The 15,898-nt window shown below is 60.5% G+C and carries 16 protein-coding genes; 8 read left to right on the forward strand and 8 right to left on the reverse strand.

Annotation, left to right across the window (positions count from 1 at the left end; genetic code table 11):
* Window positions 1-30: 30 nt before the first annotated feature.
* The 4 genes from HJC04_RS19920 (at window position 31) to HJC04_RS19935 (ending at window position 4,718) form a co-directional block, all read left to right on the forward strand.
* On the forward strand, window positions 31-879 hold the full coding sequence (locus tag HJC04_RS19920) for an ABC transporter permease (RefSeq protein WP_210630277.1): 849 nt from the start codon (window positions 31-33) through the stop codon (window positions 877-879).
* A gap of 101 nt (window positions 880-980) precedes the next feature.
* The gene (locus HJC04_RS19925; RefSeq protein WP_259668905.1) at window positions 981-2,174 is read left to right on the forward strand and encodes an ABC transporter ATP-binding protein; all 1,194 of its coding nucleotides are present in this window, start codon (window positions 981-983) and stop codon (window positions 2,172-2,174) included.
* Entirely contained in the window at window positions 2,174-3,358 is a 1,185-nt protein-coding gene (locus tag HJC04_RS19930) for a glycosyltransferase family 2 protein (RefSeq protein ID WP_221146916.1), read from the forward strand. Before HJC04_RS19925 ends, HJC04_RS19930 begins: the two co-directional genes overlap by 1 nt.
* Window positions 3,351-4,718: a glycosyltransferase family 2 protein gene (locus HJC04_RS19935; protein ID WP_221146917.1), complete on the forward strand. Its 1,368-nt coding sequence runs from the start codon at window positions 3,351-3,353 to the stop codon at window positions 4,716-4,718. The genes HJC04_RS19930 and HJC04_RS19935 overlap by 8 nt, the downstream gene beginning before the upstream one ends.
* 481 nt (window positions 4,719-5,199) lie before the next feature.
* Here the strand turns inward: HJC04_RS19935 and HJC04_RS19940 are convergent, their stop codons facing one another.
* Window positions 5,200-6,180, reverse strand: coding sequence for an NAD-dependent epimerase/dehydratase family protein (locus HJC04_RS19940; protein WP_210630284.1), 981 nt, complete (start codon window positions 6,178-6,180; stop codon window positions 5,200-5,202).
* Between the two features lie 370 nt (window positions 6,181-6,550).
* The gene (gene ampC / locus HJC04_RS19945) at window positions 6,551-7,705 is read right to left on the reverse strand and encodes a class C beta-lactamase (protein ID WP_221146918.1); all 1,155 of its coding nucleotides are present in this window, start codon (window positions 7,703-7,705) and stop codon (window positions 6,551-6,553) included.
* A 124-nt stretch (window positions 7,706-7,829) separates the two neighbouring features.
* On the opposite strand from ampC, the gene HJC04_RS19950 reads away from it, so the two are divergent.
* Window positions 7,830-8,705 carry a LysR family transcriptional regulator gene (locus tag HJC04_RS19950; RefSeq protein ID WP_221146919.1) on the forward strand — a complete coding sequence of 292 codons (876 nt, stop codon included), beginning with the start codon at window positions 7,830-7,832 and terminating at the stop codon, window positions 8,703-8,705.
* 42 nt (window positions 8,706-8,747) lie between these two features.
* On the opposite strand, the gene HJC04_RS19955 is transcribed toward HJC04_RS19950, so the two are convergent.
* Window positions 8,748-9,740, reverse strand: coding sequence for a sugar-binding protein (locus HJC04_RS19955; RefSeq protein WP_221146920.1), 993 nt, complete (start codon window positions 9,738-9,740; stop codon window positions 8,748-8,750).
* 46 nt (window positions 9,741-9,786) lie between these two features.
* A complete protein-coding gene (locus HJC04_RS19960) occupies window positions 9,787-10,767 on the reverse strand; it encodes an NAD(P)-dependent oxidoreductase (RefSeq protein ID WP_210630291.1) in 981 nt (326 codons plus the stop codon).
* Between the two features lie 243 nt (window positions 10,768-11,010).
* Here HJC04_RS19960 and HJC04_RS19965 point away from each other — a divergent pair, with 243 nt between their 5' ends.
* A complete protein-coding gene (locus HJC04_RS19965; RefSeq protein ID WP_210631578.1) occupies window positions 11,011-11,754 on the forward strand; it encodes an ATP-binding cassette domain-containing protein in 744 nt (247 codons plus the stop codon).
* A 32-nt stretch (window positions 11,755-11,786) separates the two neighbouring features.
* A complete protein-coding gene (locus HJC04_RS19970) occupies window positions 11,787-12,785 on the forward strand; it encodes an ABC transporter permease (protein WP_085779084.1) in 999 nt (332 codons plus the stop codon).
* A gap of 91 nt (window positions 12,786-12,876) precedes the next feature.
* On the opposite strand, the gene HJC04_RS19975 is transcribed toward HJC04_RS19970, so the two are convergent.
* From HJC04_RS19975 to HJC04_RS19990, 4 genes are all read right to left on the reverse strand, one after another.
* Window positions 12,877-13,203: a GYD domain-containing protein gene (locus tag HJC04_RS19975; RefSeq protein WP_210630292.1), complete on the reverse strand. Its 327-nt coding sequence runs from the start codon at window positions 13,201-13,203 to the stop codon at window positions 12,877-12,879.
* A 133-nt stretch (window positions 13,204-13,336) separates the two neighbouring features.
* Window positions 13,337-14,125, reverse strand: coding sequence for a DUF1236 domain-containing protein (locus HJC04_RS19980; protein ID WP_210630294.1), 789 nt, complete (start codon window positions 14,123-14,125; stop codon window positions 13,337-13,339).
* 94 nt (window positions 14,126-14,219) lie between these two features.
* Window positions 14,220-14,615, reverse strand: coding sequence for a DUF1236 domain-containing protein (locus tag HJC04_RS19985; RefSeq protein WP_210630296.1), 396 nt, complete (start codon window positions 14,613-14,615; stop codon window positions 14,220-14,222).
* A gap of 123 nt (window positions 14,616-14,738) precedes the next feature.
* On the reverse strand, window positions 14,739-15,011 hold the full coding sequence (locus HJC04_RS19990) for a BON domain-containing protein (RefSeq protein WP_210630298.1): 273 nt from the start codon (window positions 15,009-15,011) through the stop codon (window positions 14,739-14,741).
* 271 nt (window positions 15,012-15,282) lie between these two features.
* Here HJC04_RS19990 and HJC04_RS19995 point away from each other — a divergent pair, with 271 nt between their 5' ends.
* Entirely contained in the window at window positions 15,283-15,570 is a 288-nt protein-coding gene (locus tag HJC04_RS19995; RefSeq protein WP_259665254.1) for a DUF982 domain-containing protein, read from the forward strand.
* Window positions 15,571-15,898 lie beyond the last annotated feature (328 nt).

The following is a 15,898-nucleotide window of genomic DNA, read 5'->3' on the forward strand; positions in this document are numbered from 1 at the left end:
GTATTTAACCGATGGCAAAAGTGAGCCGAAATGCCTGAGCATCTCAAGGATCATGCGCTGGATCGCGCGAAGCGAGGGGACCAATACTGGCGTCGTGATCGGTGGAAGGCGTTGATTCACATCTGTCTGCAATGGAACGATCTGCTGTTAGCACTTCTGGCACGCGATCTGAAGATGAGATATCAACGGTCTGCAATTGGCCTCGGCTGGTCCTTGATGCGGCCATTGAGCCAGCTGCTGATTTTTTCCCTGATCTTTCGTCACGTCCTTCCCCTAAATATTCCCCATTACACCACCTTCGTCTTTTCCGGTGTGTTGGCCTGGGGTTGGTTCAGCACTGCTGTACCCGCAGCGGCGACTTCCATAACCGGCAGCAGCGAATTGGTGCGCCGGCCAGGCTTTCCGATCGGGATACTCCCTGTTGTCGCAGTCATCACACAGGCAGTGCACCTTCTGCTCGCTCTGCCACTCCTCTTCATCATCTCGTTTATCGAGACCGGGGGCCTTACTTTAAGCATCGCGGCACTTCCACTCGTTTTCATTGCGCAGGCGCTGTTCACGATGGGTCTGTCCTATCTTGTTGCGATCGCGCATGTCCATTTCCGCGATACTCAACATTTGGTAGGTGTATTTTTGATGCTGGGTTTCTACCTGACGCCCGTGTTCTACAGCCCGCTTAAGGCGAGTGAGCCGATGGCGCTAATTCACACCTTGAACCCGATGGCCTGGATTCTCGAGGGCTACCGCGCCATTTTCGTCGAACACGCGTGGCCTCCCGTTGCTATCTATTGGAAGACTGCGCTGATTTCTTTGCCGATGCTCTTCGCCGGCATTTGGCTGGTCGAGCGTGGCAGCGCGCGCCTGGTGGACGAACTATGAGACAAGGCGCCATCACCGTCCACGACGTCGGCAAACGCTATCGTGCGCAAGGGGGGGGGCGCTCCACCACCTTGAAGGGTTACCTTCTGTCCAGGCGGTCCATGGTGCAGTCGAAAAGCTTTTGGGGCCTGCGCCATATCAGCTTTGCGGTTACGCCAGGGCAAGCTGTGGGCGTTGTCGGGCTGAACGGGGCCGGGAAGTCCACTTTGCTGCGTCTGATCGGCGGCGTTGGTCGTCCCGACGAAGGGCGGATCAAGGTGGTGGGTCGAATTGGCGCCTTGCTCGATATTGGGGCGGGGCTGACCGACGACTTGACGGGGCGCGAGAACATCTACTTGCTGGGCGTTATCGCGGGAATGCGGCGAACCGAGGTTGCCGAGCGGTTTGACGAGATTGTGGCCTTCGCCGAGTTGGAGGCGGCGGTTGAGAACCCGGTTCGCAGTTACAGCACCGGAATGCGCATGCGCCTAGCATTCGCCGTGGCAGTCCATGTGCGCCCGGACGTCTTGCTTATCGATGAGGCCCTCGCCGTGGGCGACCAAGCCTTCCAGCAGAAGTGCATTGCAAGGGTGAAGGAGATACTGAATGGCGGCGCCACTATTTTCTTCGTGTCACACGACGTCTCGCAGATAAGAGAAATCTGCGATCACGTGCTGTTCCTGAGAGCCGGCCGCGTCGTGGGCTACGGGCCAATCGACGAAATGCTGCCGCTATATACCTCGGCTGTCGAGGCGAAGGTCGCCAGCGTCCAGCACGAACAGTTCGCCGTTACAAAATTGCCCGTCGAACTGGTGCCGCAGGTCAGCCGGTTCGGCAATGGTGAACTCCAGATCACAGCCGTGGCGTTGCTGAATGAGCAAAGCACGCCGACAAGCACCATCGCTGCGGGCGACCGGCTGTCAATTTCATTGACCTATGTTGGTGCCACCAGAGATCGCAATGCCATTATCGTCATCGGCGTCTACGCTGCGGACGATACGTGCTGCTTCGAGATCGACAGCAAGTTGGCCGAATTCTCTCCTGTCGTAGACTCGGACACGGTGCGCATCGAAACAACACTCAATCGAATCGACCTGGCTCCGGGCGACTATCGCGTTACGGTGGGCCTTTTTTCGGCAGATTGGCAGCAGGTTTACGATTATCATGCCGAAGTCTATCCGCTCGCCGTGACCGGACCCGGCCCAAGAAAGGGTATGCTGAATCCTCCGACACTGTGGCAGCAGGTGCAGTCGCGCCCCGCCGCCTCGCCGGACCACGGCTCATTGGGTCAGCCCAGATTGGATCCGAACTCCTGATGCGCCTTGCGGTTCGAGACATCGACATTCTTGACCTTCCGCCGGATTTTGAACCGACGGGTGACTATCAGGGCGCGCTTGTGCTGATCCGGGTCGCCGGTCGTCCGTGCGGCCAAGCCGTGATCGCCTTCGACACCGAAGGCGGCAAGACGCCAATTAAGGAACGAATTCTGTCTGCGGCCGGTTCGTCGGTGTTCGAGGCCTGGTTGAGGCATCGGCTGGCCCTCCCTGACCCGTCACCGAGGCCAAGTCAGCTGCCGAAGGCTTCCGTCGTGATCTGCACGCGCGATCGTACCGAAGATCTGGAGCGCTGCCTCATCGGGCTATTGGCTATGCCCGATGAGGCCGATATCCTCGTCGTCGACAATGCCCCATCGAACGACGCCACGCGAGATTTAGTCAGCCGCTTCAACACTGTGAGATATCTGCGCGAACCGCGCCCTGGTCTCGACGTCGCGCGCAATACTGCCCTTCGCAACGCACGAGCAGACGTCGTTGCGTTCATCGACGACGATGCGGTCCCCGACCCGCTATGGCTTAGAACCTTGCTTCGCAATTTCGAGGACCCCCTGGTGCTGGCCGTAACCGGCCTCACCATGGCGGCAGAGCTGGAAACGGACTCGCAGATCGCCTTTCAACATTTTGGCGGTTTTTGCCGTGGCTTCAGGCGCCAGGTCTATGACGCCCACAACCTTGACCCGTTCACCGGATGGCATGCGGGTGCCGGCGTCAATATGGCATTGCGCCGAACCATCGTTGACGCGGTAGGATGGTTCGACGAGGCCCTCGACGCCGGAACGCTCAGCCTTGCGGGTGGCGACACGGACATGTTCCGGCGTGTGCTCGAAGCCGGTTATCGGATCATCTACGATCCCGAGGCTCTGAACTGGCACCGCCATCGTCGCTCAAGCAAGGAACTGCAGCAGCAGATGTATGGCTACGAGGCTGCATCGTTCGCCATCTTGACGAAGGCCCTCGTGTTCGAGGGAAACCCGCGTGCGCTACCTCGCATGGTTCGTTCCTACATCAGGCTTCTTCGGCGAGTTTTTCAACGTCGACAGACACACCAATTCAGCCTGCCTTACAACGACGCCTTAACCCAGTTCAGAGGGGCTGCGAGCGGCCCGGTCCGTTATCTGCGCGCGCGGGCGCGAGCAGCGAAGGCAGGGCATAAGGATGGTTGACATCAGCGTTATCATACCAACGCATAACCGTGCCGCCATGCTGAGGTCGCTTCTGGGCAAGCTCGACGCTCAGCGAGATGGGACCCCCGCATTCGAAATCCTGGTTGTGGCGGACGGCTGTGAGGACGACACGTCGACAATGCTCGCGTCGCTTCGTACCCGCGTTCCCCTTCGTACCCTGTCGTTGCCGGGCGTCGGTCCGGCACTCGCCCGTAATGCGGGGTCGCAGGTCGCGAGCGGCCGTTTATTGATCTTCCTTGACGACGACATTGAGCCCGGGGAAAACTTTGTTGGGGCGCATGTCGGTGAACATCAGCGCCACCCAGGGGGCGTAGTGATAGGCCCCTATCCGCCACTTCCGCACATTGCGACGGACCGCTTCCGCCTCAGCGCCCGCGAATGGTGGACGAGGCACTTCGAGCGCGTGTCCCTCCCTGGACATCGGTTCGCTTTTACCGATGTGCTGACAGGAAACCTGTCGCTGGATGCGGAACTATTTCAAGCTATGGGCGGGCTCGATCCTCAATTCGCCCGTGCACGAGAAGACTTCGAATTTGGTCTCCGTTTGATCAAAAAGGGAGTTCCAATTCGTTTTGCTCCTGACGCACTCGGCTATCATCTCGAACATCAGACGATGACACTCACCGGAAAGATGGTGCGCAGGCATCAGGAGGGACGCTCCGATGCCTTGATGGCTCGCAAGCACCCCGACATACAGCGGCTGCTCGAGATCCATCGGTTTGCCGGAAGAAAGGGGTGGAAGAAACGTTTGCGAAGGATCATCGCCACCCGAGCCGGTTTTGTCCTTGACCCCCTCGTCAAGGCTGGTCCACGCGTCCTCCAAATGTTGGAAAAGGCTGGCCTTCGCAGGCTCTATGAGAAGGTAGAGCGGCAGCTCAATGGATATCATTATCTTCGCGGCGCCGCCGAAGTGTTGGGTGAGGATTGGCGGCTTCCGCCGGATCCGACTGCTTCGGCCAACGAAATCGAGGTGCTCGAGATCAATCTGGACCAAGGCCTTGAGGCAGCCGAAGCCATGCTGGCGGAACGTCGCCCCCTCGCTGCTCGTATCGTGAATGGGACGGTACTCGTCGGCGACATGTGTCACCAGATCGGCGCCGAACCGTGGGACGCACGGCACCTCCGTCCGTGGCTGAACCGTCAGGCAATACGCGGATATCTTCCTGTGGCGCTTGCCGAATGGCAGGCTCTGCCGAACAACGTCCCTACGCGTTTGTCGGACTTCACATTGAACTTCCTCAATAACGCCAGTTTCCGCGCGCATGCATTCGAACAGCACCTCCAGTGGATGCAGGCGAAATTGCGTTCAGCACTCGATGAAAATACGAGTAAATCGTAGCGGCCGGACTGCTGCAGCCGAGGCTAGAGCTTTTCCGGGTTAGATTGAAGCATTCTGCCGGAGCAGGTTTTCGTCAGGGCAAAGGCGATTTGCGACGGGCATACCCAGGTACGTCCGAGCCGATCGCCTTTGATCCTGGCGGAAGCATGCCCGGCCCTTCGGGTTGGCTGAAACGGGCCGGCTGATCGACCGGCCGGCTTGGCCGTAGAGCTGGGCTACGGCGCGCGCCGGCCGGTCGACCATCCGACTCCGTTTGAGCCAACAGAATGATTCAATCTAACCCGGAAAAGCTCTAGATAGTAAAGGGGTACCGGAAAATTCATATCCTTGAGATCAGACGGGATTGGTACTCGCATCCATACACTCTCGATCGCACCCTTGAGCCGTGCGCATCGAGCCTGAATCGAGATCGATCTTCGGAAGGCACGATGCGTCAGTTCGGAAAATCGGAGTAGCCTTCGTGCGTCCGAAAGCTGCCCGATTAGCGCCGCGCCGTTCGCAATTGCGACGACTGTTGGTCCGTCTTCAGTTTTTCCCTGAACCAGTCGAGCGTCAGAGCCACACCCTGTTCATAAGTGATCTTGCACGACCACTCGGGCATGACGTAGTTCGCATTGCTGAGGTCCGGCCGCCGGTTGGTGGGATCCTGCGGGGGGGAGGGCTCGAAGACGATCGGCGCGCCGCCGACGAGGCGGGAAACATATTGCGCGACCTCCAGAACCGAGATCTCGCGATCGTTGCCGACATTCAGGGGCCCCTTATAGTCGGTTTGGTTTATCCAGAAATATCGGGCGAAACCGTCGACGATATCGTCGACATAACCCCAGCTGCGGGACTGCAGACCGTCGCCGAATACGGTGATCGGCCGGCCCAAGAGCGCCTGGGTGATGAAGTTGGAGACCGCGCGCCCATCGTCGGCGCGGGTGCGGGGGCCATAAATGTTGAAGGGGCGGACGACCTTGACGTCGAGCCCCTGGGTGCGCTGCATTTCGAACAGCAGCGATTCCGTGCAGCGCTTGCTCTCGTCGTAGGACGAGCGTGGCCCGGTACAGTCGACCTGGCCTTTGTAGGATTCCGGCTGCGGCGAGACCAGCGGATCGCCATAGACTTCGGAAGACGAAGTAAAGCCGAAGCGACCGCCCTTCTTCAGAAGATCGAGAAGCCGCATTGCCCCGAGAAGATTGGCGGAAATCGTCCGCTTCGGCTCCTTCATATACCAGGGCGGCGACGCGGGAGAGGCAAGGTGGTAGATTTCGTCGAATTTATCGGAGGTCTGCAGGGTTTCGACGTCCGATTTCACGAAGTGGAAACGCGGGTCCTTGATGTGCTCTATGTTTTCGAAAAGTCCGGTCCAAAGATTGTCGACAACGACGAGTTTCTGAACGTCAGTCCTGAGCAGAAGTCGGTCACACAGATGAGATCCGATGAAACCAGCTCCGCCCGAAATCAATACAGTTTTCATTTGCATTGCCCCTGATGACTTCAAAAAGGTAATTGTCTATTAGCATTCCCTATAAGAACTGGCAATTGCCTAGAGAAATTCTAAGAAATACTCGCGCGTTAATCTTAATTATTAATGTTCAGTACTTAAGGTAGCATCGACCTGTGTACTGCGGGGCGAAGTTGCGGACTGTTGGACATGCTATAGCCGGCTCGACTACAGCATGTCCGTCAGTCGCAAAGAGTTCTCTATCATAAGGGCGCAGTCGCGCATCGGGCTAAGGTCCGACTCGAGACGAGCACTTGATTCAGAGCATTGCCCTCGCTGTGCTTCGCGGACGACGCGTAAACAGTCCGCTCCGCGTCCGTCACGCAGACTGCACCCTTTGCGATCAGTCGGCCGCAAGCGCGGTCAATATCTGATAGGCGGCGGCCACCCGATCCTCATTGGGATAATTTTTATTGGCCAGGATGGCGATTCCGAGGCGTTCCTTGGGAATGAAGGCGACATAGGCGCCGAAGCCGTTAGTCGAGCCTGTCTTGTTGATCCAGACGTCGTCACGCGGTTTCATCGGTGGCCTGAACTCAGAGACCGGAATTGTCTTCAGCATCGCGGCCGAATTGCCCTCGAGCAGGCTCGCCAGGGTGGCGGGATAGGCATATTGCTCCCAGATCAGATCCTGGGTCATCGCCCCGACGCTGAAATATCCGGTATGGGTCCTGGCAATCGCCTGCTGCAGCGTTTGGTCGAGCTTGACCAGGCCCATATTGGCGCCGACGAAGCGGATCATGTCGCCGGCGGTCGATCTCACGCCATAGGCTTCGGAGGAGAGCAGGGCAGGGGTCAGCCGCGCCGGCTCGCCACTGCGCTTATAGCCTTGGGCATAATCGACCAGCCGCGACTTTGGCACCTTGATAAAGGTGTTCTTCAATCCGAGAGCGGCAAACAGTTTGCCCTCCATCAGGGCGGTGAAATCGCCGCCCATCGCCTTCGCCGTGATGTAGCCGAGCATGCCGATGCTTGGATTGGCGTAACTTCTCTGCGTCCCCGCCGCGTAAGAGGGCTCCCAGGCAGCGAAATAGGAAAGCAGCCGCTTTTCGGTGTTGACGTCGTCAGGCAGCTGCAGCGGAAATCCGCCAGCGGCATGGGTGGCGAGATTGATCAGCGCGACATCGCCGAACGGCTTGCCCTTCATCGCCGGCAGATATGTGCTCACCTTGCCGTCAAGCGAAAACCCGCCCTTCGCGTCAGCGTAAGATGCCAGCGTCGCAGTGAAAGTCTTGCTGATCGATCCGAGTTCGAACAGCGTCGTCGGCGCCACGGACCGGCCGGTCTCTTTCGACTCGACGCCATAGGTGAAGACATGCTGCTCTCCATCGATGGTGATGCCGACGGCAACGCCCGGGATGGCATTCTTCTCCATGACCGGCTTGATCGCGGCGTCGGCGATCGCCCTCACTTTCGCGGCATCGGCGGCAAAGCCGCTTGCGCAAGTGCATGTCGAGATCAAAGCGGCTGATAAAATTCTTACCCCAATAATATTCATATCGGTCATCCTCCAAAGGTCGGTCAACAGAGCGTGAAGCGCACTCAGGCCGCGTTTAAAGGCGCTGTTTTCCGATCACAAACGATGATATCTCGCGGGAGATAAAAGAAAATCTTGGGCTTACATGGTTCGTCCATTCCTTCCGCTGAACGGTCTCCGCGCCTTCGAAGCCTCCGCGCGACATCTGAGCTTCACCCGCGCCGCAATCGAGCTCTGCGTCACCCAGGCGGCCGTCAGCCAGCAGGTCAAGGGCCTGGAGAAGCGGTTGGGGGTGGCGCTGTTTCAGCGCCTTCCCCGCGGCTTGAAGATCACCGCGGAAGGCGAAGCGCTGCTGCCGACGGTCACCGCCTCCTTCGACCAGATGGCGACGACGCTCGGCAGGATCGAGGCAGGGCAGGTGCGCGAGCTGCTGTTCCTCGGCGTCGTCGGAACCTTCGCCGTCGGCTGGCTCCTGCCGCGGCTTGCGGATTTCCAGCGCCGGCATCCCTTCATCGATCTGCGCATTTCCACCAACAACAACCGCGTCGATCCGGCGGCGGAAGGGCTCGATTTCGCCATCCGCTTCGGCAGCGGCTCATGGCACGGCACGCAGGCTGAGCGCCTGTTCGAAGCGCCGTTTTCGCCTCTCTGCATCCCGAAACTGGCCGATGATCTCCAATCGCCGGCAGACCTTGCCGGAGTGACGCTGCTTCGCAGCTACCGCACGGATGAGTGGAGCACCTGGTTCCAGGCCGCGGGCGTGCCGCCGGCGGCCCAAGTCAATGCCGGCATCGTCTTCGATTCCTCCGTCGGCATGATGGAGGCGGCCCTGCAAGGGCTCGGCGTGGCGCTCGCCCCGCCCGCGATGTTTTCAAGGCACCTCTGCTCGGGCGCGATCGTTCAGCCTTTCGCCACCGCCATCTCGCTCGGAAACTATTGGCTGACGCGCCTGCAGTCGCGGCCGGTCACGCCGGCCATGCGCATTTTTTCCGACTGGATCTTTTCGGAAATCGAAGGGTAATGCAGGGGAGCGCCCACCGGAATGGGCGCTCCGATTAGGGCGTCATTTCTGGATGCAGGTGTCGACCGTATCCTTGGTGCACTCGTCAAGCCCGGTGAAGACCGGATCGTCGACCTTCTTGCCGGCGATGAGATCCATCATCACGGTCGGCGCCTTGTAGCCCATTTCGAAGGGCCGCTGGCCGACGAGCGCGGTCACGAGGCCCTCCTTGGCGATCGCCACTTCGTCGCCGATCGTGTCGGCGGCGCCGATGACGAATTCGTTCTTGCCGATCTTGTCGGCCATCGGCTTGAACAGGTCGCGATAGGGCTGCGGTGCGCCGAACAGCGGCCAACCGCCCATGATGCCGAAGGCATCGAGGTCGGGATTGGCGGCAAGGATGTCGGTCATCGCCTGCACGCCCTTGGCGCCGTCGTCATTGGTAAAGACCGGGCAGCCCGCCACCTCGGTCCAGCCGCCTTCGCCCTTCAGGGCGTCGAGCCCCTTCTTGCCGCTCAGCGTGTCACGCATGCCCTGGGCGCGGCGCAGGATGTTGTCGGCGCCGGGATTGCCCTCGATGGTGCAGATCTTGCCGCCCTTCGGCTTGGCCTTCTTGATATACTCGCCGATCTTGGCGCCCATCAGGTAGTTGTCGGTGCCGAGATAGGTCTTGCGCAGAGCCGAATCTTCGGCCGCCAGATCGGCGTCGAGCGTCATGACGGGCACGCTCGGATTGGCCGTCTTCAGCGTCTGGGCGATCAGCTTGGCGTTGGAGGGCGAGATGGCGATTGCCGCCGTATCGGCCTTGCCGAGCATATCCTGGACGATCTGCGCTTCGCCGGCCTCGTCCGAGGTCGATGCCGGGCCGGTATAGAAGCATTCATATTCGGCCGAGGCGTTTTCCTTGTTCCACTTCTGGCAACCCTGGTTGATCGCCTCGAAGAACGGATTGTCGAGGCCCTTGACGACGATGACCAGCTGCTTCTTGGCGGCCATGGCCTCACCGGCCGTGAACGCCAGGACTGCAGCAGCAGCCAGCAATAATGCCTTCCTCATAGCTTCCTCCCTTTTGAAATGGCGGACGCCTTCGCCCGCCCTGTTATCAACCGGGATACCAGACGATACGAGGCTCCTCCCTTGAACGCCGGTATTCCCAGGCTGAATCGATGAGCTTTTCCAGATCGTAGACGGGGCGCCAGTCCAAGAGGAACTTCGCCTTGCTGTTATCCATCCAGTTCGAGTGATATTCGCTCGGGATGTCGACCGAGCCGAGCCCGCGCGTGCGGGCGAGATAAGCGGCGACCTCGCCGTAATCGACCGGCCGGTCCATCGCGATGTTGAAAAGCTGCCCCACGGCGCGCGGATTGTCGATCGCCGCCAGGATCGCCGTGACAAGATCGTCGACATGGACGAAATTGCGCTTCAGCGGCCGCCCGTCGGCATCGCGCAGCAGCGGCACCGTGCCGGCGCGCGCATAACGTTCCGCATCGGCCGGCGGCACCAGGCTCTTCCAGTCCGGCCCGCCGAAGACATCGTCACCAAAAGAGAGGGTAAACTTGAAATCGTCCTTCTCCATGATCCAGGGAGCGCGCAGGCAGCAGCTGTTGATGCCGTATTGGATGGCGAACTGCTCGAGCATCACCTCTTCCAGCACCTTGGAGAGCGCGTAGCAGCCGGGATAGGCGCTATGCGGCGTCTTTTCGGTCACCGGTCCGTCATGGCGATAGAAGAAATGCCCGATGCCGGCATCGCCGCCGATCAGGATGAACTGCTTTGCCGTGGGGCTGGCGCGGAACGCCTCGAGCAGCCAGAACAGCCCCTTGACGGTGATGTCCATCACATCCGCGGGGATCTCCTTGCAGGTGGCGAGGTGCACGACATGGGTGACACCGTCCATCGCCGCTGCGACGACGTCGCTGTCGGCGATCGAACCCTTCACGACACTGACGCGGTCGGTTTCATCAAGCACGCGATTATGGCAAAGCGCGCGAATGCGTGCTTTGGAAAATCGCGGCTCGTCAAGCAGCCCAGTAATGAAGCGCCGCCCGACCTTGCCCGTAGCCCCGGTGACAAGGATCAGCATACCTCTCTCCCCAGCAACAGCTAATATGCGCGCGTTTCCCGCGTCAATCTGTATTTGTCGTACTAAATAGATTTTTGTGATGAGGGGCCGTTTTAGCGGACATTCGATTGACGATTCCTGGCGCTTTTGCATTAATGAACTCAATCGCTCTTCCGGGAGGAGATCGGCAAAAGCGATATCGCAGGCGTCTGACCGGCAACTGGCGGCGAAGGCAGACCTGCAGGTTCCGGGGAGGGTGGTCGGCTGGTTGCGGTTCTCGAACTCACCAATATTTCTAAGCACTTCGGCGCCATCCAGGCTGTCAATGACGTGTCGTTTACGCTCGAAGCCGGCCAGGTCGTCGGCCTGATGGGCGATAACGGCGCCGGAAAGAGCACGTTGGTCAAGATGATCGCCGGCAACTTCCGGCCGAGCGAGGGCACGATGCGCCTCGACGGCAAGGAGATCGTCATGCACCGGCCGGTCGAGGCGCGCCAGCACGGCATCGAGATCGTCCATCAGGATCTGGCGCTCTGCAACAATCTGACGGCCGCCGCCAACGTCTTCCTCGGCCGCGAGCTCAGCCGCGGCGTCGGCCCGTTCCGCATTCTCGATTACAAGACGATGTATCGGCGCGCCGGCGAGATCTTCAAGGAGCTGAAATCGGAAACCCGCCCGCGCGATCTCGTCAAACAGATGTCGGGCGGTCAGCGGCAGGCGGTGGCGATCGCCCGCACCATGCTGTCGGAGGCGAAGATCGTGCTGATGGACGAGCCGACGGCCGCCATCTCGGTTCGCCAGGTGGCCGAGGTCTTGAACCTGATCCGCGAGCTGCGCGATCGCGGCATTGCAGTCGTGCTGATCAGCCATCGCATGCCCGACGTGTTCACCGTCGCCGATCGGGTCATCGTCATGCGCCGCGGCCGGAAAGTCGCCGACAAACCGATTGCGGCGAGTTCGCCGGAGGAAGTGACGGGTCTCATAACAGGCGCCATCGAACAGGTTTGAGCGGCGCGGCACGGCAGAAAAGAAGGTCAGCAATGGCAGTTACCCTTGACCAGACGATTGCGCAGAGAGAGCGAAGCCGGCTTTCGGAGTTCGTCGGCAGCCAGACCTTCTGGGTGCTGATCGCCGTCATTCTCGCCTGCCTCTTCCTGTCCTTCGCCACCGATTCCTTCGCGACGGCGAAGAACCTCTACAACATCACCCGCAACGTCACCTTTGTCGCCATCATCGCGCTCGGCATGACGCTCGTCATCATCACCGGCGGCATCGACCTCTCCGTGGGCTCGGTGCTCTGCCTCTGCAGCATGGTGCTGGCGGTCACCATGCATGCCGGCTACGGCATCGAAATCGGCATCGCGGCCGCGATCGGCACGGCGCTTGTCGTCGGCGCCTTCAACGGCGTGATGATCGCCTATCTCGATTTCCCGCCCTTCGTGGTGACGCTCGGCATGCTGTCAGTGGCGCGCAGCCTCGCCATGGTCGCCTCCAACAACACCGTGGTTTTCCAGTTCGGTCCCGATCACGACAAGCTGCTGGCGCTCGGCGGCGGCGCCTGGTTCCTCGGCATTGCCAATCCCGTCCTTTACATGATCATCCTGGCGCTGCTCACCGGCTTCGTGCTGCGCTGGACGCGCTTCGGCCGCTATATCTTTGCCATTGGCGGCAATGAACACGCCGCAACGCTGACCGGGGTTCCCGTGCGCCGCATCAAGGTCGCCGTCTACATGATCTCGGCGCTGTCTGCCGGCATTGCCGGCATCGTCCAGACCGGCTGGCTCGGCGCCGTCACCACCAATATCGGCGCCGGCATGGAGCTGCAGGTCATCGCCGCCGCCGTCATCGGCGGCGCCAATCTCGCCGGCGGCGTCGGCACTGCCTTCGGCGCCCTGGTCGGCGCGGCGCTGATCGAAGTGATCCGCAACAGCCTCGGCCTGCTCGGCATCAACGCCTTCTGGCAGGGGACCTTTATCGGCGGCGCGATCGTGCTGGCGGTGCTGTTCGATCGCATCCGGAATTTCAGGCAGAGCGAGTAGGCTGCGATTCTTCGACAGCCGCCTGCGTAAACCATGAGCTGAAGCGCGAGCGGATCCGAAAGGTCTCGGCGCGCTTTGATGCTACCGCAACCTAGGCTGCCGGCGGGCGGTATCGGATCGACTTCGCTCTTTCCAGGGCCAGGATCGTATCCTCGACTTCGAGCAGCACGGTGGTCTCGATCGAGCTGAGCGCGCCGCCGGCGCCGATCGCAAGCGTGACGGCCGCCATCGATACGTTGTCAGGCGCCTCCCACAAATTCCATCCGTCATGCTCGCCAAAGGCGTACCAGAACCCATGGAGTTTGCCGCCCACGGATTCGATGTAGCTGCGTGCCGCCTCGCGGCGATCCTCAGGCTTTTCGATCATGCGCGCCCAGGTCTCGGGCGTGTAGCTGAAGCGTGTGAGATACATGGCCATGGTCTGCTTCCTCCGCCAGACCGACTGAGTAAACGCTTAAGCCAAGAGGAAGGCGAGTCACTCAATGTGCGTATCCAATGGAGGGTGCCGGGGGACGGCCCGGCGGCGAAGAGGGCGCCGCCGGGACCAGCTGTCAGGCCTCGATGATGTAGACAACCGTCAGAGCATTCGGATCGACGATAACGATCCGGCCATCCGCAAGGATGAAGAAGCGATAGCCTACATACTGCGGAACGATCTTGACGATGCGTGGGGGCAGTGGTTCAAGCCGGACTTTCTTCGGGATTTTCACCCCGACGGAGACCGTGAAGTCCACTTCCTTCACCGGCTTGACATGGACCTCCTTTACGACCGTTCGAATTTCGGTCTGCTGCTCGACCGAGATGTTGACGTTGGTTTTGGTGTTCGTCTGGTTGTTGGTCGTCGTGTTGTTGTTGACGTTGGTTTCGGACGAGCTCTTGTTTGTCATCGTCGCGTTCTGATCGCTCGGCTGCTTCGACGTATCGCCGCTCTGCGTGGTGGTGGTGCCGGATTTGGCGGCGGGCTTCTGTTCGGTCGTGGTGGCGCCGCTGGCGTCCGGCGATGCGGGCTTGGTTTCCGTCGAAGCCTTGCCCGAGGGGCTTCCACTCGTCGAACCGTTGTCGTTCGAAGGCTGTTCAGCGCTCTTTTTCATGTCGGAGCCCTGGCCGGATTTCTGTTGCGTCGTCTGGCCCTTGCCCTGCGGGCAGGCTCCGGAAGCATCGGGGGTGCAGTCGGTCTTGCCGGAGCCGGCCTGCGAACCGGAATCCGTGCTTTGAGAACCGGACTGGGTCTGGCCGCTGCTCTTGGTGGCGTCCTGCTGGGCCGCGGCCGGCAGTGTGGCAAGCGGCGACACGCTAAGCGACAGCACTGCCAGAAGCATGGTGAGATGGTTGCTTTTCATGATCAATCTCCGAAGTTCGAACGCGCGATGCCGCCTGCACCCTCATGTGTGACATGCGCGCCCTGATTGGAATGGCGGCTTTGCCGCCCAGGGGTCATTCGATGACCTGGATGACCGTCCGCGAGGAAGGTTCGACGATCACACGCTGATCGTTGACGATCGCGTATGCATATTTCGGATCATCGGGAATTGGCGTCACGACGACGGTCTCCGGCAGGGGTTGCCCGACGACAACCTTCTCCTTCGCCACGACGCGCTCAGCCGGGGCGGGAGCCTGCTCGACATAGGTCACCACCTTTGACGGCGGCGGATCGATGACGCTGCCTGCGACGCCGCCGACAATGCCCCCGACGGCGGCACCCACCGGGCCGCCGACGATGGCACCCGTCGCGGCGCCACCGACCGCACCTGTGACCGTCGACTGCTGCGCAAAGGCAGACGCCGATGCCAGCAGGATGCCAGCGGCAGTTGTTACTGCTTTGATATTCATTTATTGCTCCATTGATGCGGTTGGTTCCGCTGGAGTGCCAACCGGCTAATGGAGGAACGGTTCCGGAGTTAGGTCTTCAGGCCGGGGCTTTAGCCGACCTTGGTCCCAGCCGCCGACTCCTCGCTACTGCGTCGGGAAACGGCTCAGCATCCGGTCGTGGACATTCTCCTGGCCGACGATCATCGCCGCCAGCGAGATGGCTTTCTCGCGGTCGGCGGGCTTTGTAATATAGCCTTCCAGCAGCACGACGGGACCGAGCATCCTGACCTCGATAGCGCTGCTGTCGATGTCGGGATCAGCGGAAAGGGCTGCTTCGATTGTGGCGATGGTCGCTGCCGAACTGTGGCCTTGCGGACAGCGCTCTTCGTGGTTGTTGTTGTCAGGGCCGAACTTCATCTCCTCCTCCCGTTCCGCCCCTCCACGGACCTGCAGGTTACATGACTCTGTTATATGAACAGCAGGTGCCGCCCTTCCAGTCCGACTTAGGTCCGGCTTTTCCCCGGCATCACCTGCCTTAGATGCTTCCCGTCCGATTCAAGGGACATCTCAGGACGGTTTTGGTCTGTCGCGAAACACCGCCGAGACCTCCTGGCGAAGCGCCAACCTGCCGATCCAGGCCCCGCGTTTCAGGGGATAGGGAAGGCTTCTTGTGAGGGTAAAGCAACGAATGGCAATACAGACGGTCGGTATCGTGGACTGGCACACAAGCGAAGACTTCGCGCCTCTGATGCTTGTAATGGACGGTCAGGAAAAACACAGGCTGGTCCGGTCGCTCGGCGAGGTCGCCGGCGCGCTTATCGCCGCCTGGCCGACGGATGACGGCCGGGAATATATAGCGGCTGTAAAGACCTGCCTGGACGCGATCCAGGGCAATATTTCGCCCCATGTAGCGCGCGCCGCACTCATTCGCGCCGCGGAGGAAGCCGGAATACGGGTGATCGCGGTTGTTCACTGAGCCAGTGAGATGTTGCCTGAGGCGGCGGCATTTGTACGGCGGCATGAAATGGTGGGTCGGTGTCTTGAGGTATTGTGGATCGCACAGAGCATAGGGGTGCGCGCGGAGACAGGAGAGGCTCCCTCTGCGCGATCCGAAGCAAGAAACGCCCGCGGGCCGCAAGAGTTTCCGTACGGTGCCGTACGGAGCAAAGTACTTCTGCAAAATAAAGCCCCGCTGACTTGCGGGGCTGCAAAGAGTTGGAAAGGACAAATGCGAGGTCGACCGAGCGACGATCACATTCGCACTCCTAACGCACCGGTACTGAAGAAGTTCCTGCGACGCATGA

It is taken from the genome of Rhizobium sp. NLR8a (assembly GCF_019685235.1).
In the GTDB taxonomy this organism is placed as follows: Bacteria; Pseudomonadota; Alphaproteobacteria; order Rhizobiales; family Rhizobiaceae; genus Rhizobium.